The organism is Pauljensenia sp. UMB3104 (assembly GCF_030217285.1).
In the GTDB taxonomy this organism is placed as follows: Bacteria; Actinomycetota; Actinomycetes; order Actinomycetales; family Actinomycetaceae; genus Pauljensenia.
Genome location: NZ_JASONN010000085.1, coordinates 1 through 392, shown reverse-complemented (window position 1 = coordinate 392; position 392 = coordinate 1). Strand labels below are relative to the sequence as shown.

The 392-nt window shown below is 59.7% G+C and carries 1 pseudogene; it reads left to right on the top strand.

Going from position 1 to position 392, the window contains the following annotated elements:
* A pseudogene (locus QP415_RS10865) lies at positions 1-326 on the top strand (hypothetical protein); the annotation flags it as partial.
* Between the last annotated feature and the right edge of the window lie 66 nt (positions 327-392).

The following is a 392-nucleotide window of genomic DNA, read 5'->3' as shown; positions in this document are numbered from 1 at the left end:
AGCAGGGCATGACCGAAGAGACGGCCCAGCTCCTCGAGAACTATTCCTCCTACGGCCCCTCAGATTCCGCCTTCGCGCAGGCTCTCGTGGCCCAACGCTGGGCATACACCACCTGGATCCGCGAGGACTGCACGGACGAGGATTCCTTCGTTCCGACAACCATCCTGTCGACCCTCATCACGCCAGCCGCCTCCTACCGGATCGAGGCCCCATTGCTAGCCCCCAGCACCGGACCACACATCCCCATCCACCCCATCTACAACACGCAATTGTGGGCTCTCCTCACACAGTTCTTCGCCCTGTCACCCGAGAGGAATCAGCCATGACATACGTCAACATCGAATGGAACTACAACGAAGTTCAGTCCATCATCTCTGCCCTCGACCGTGCCT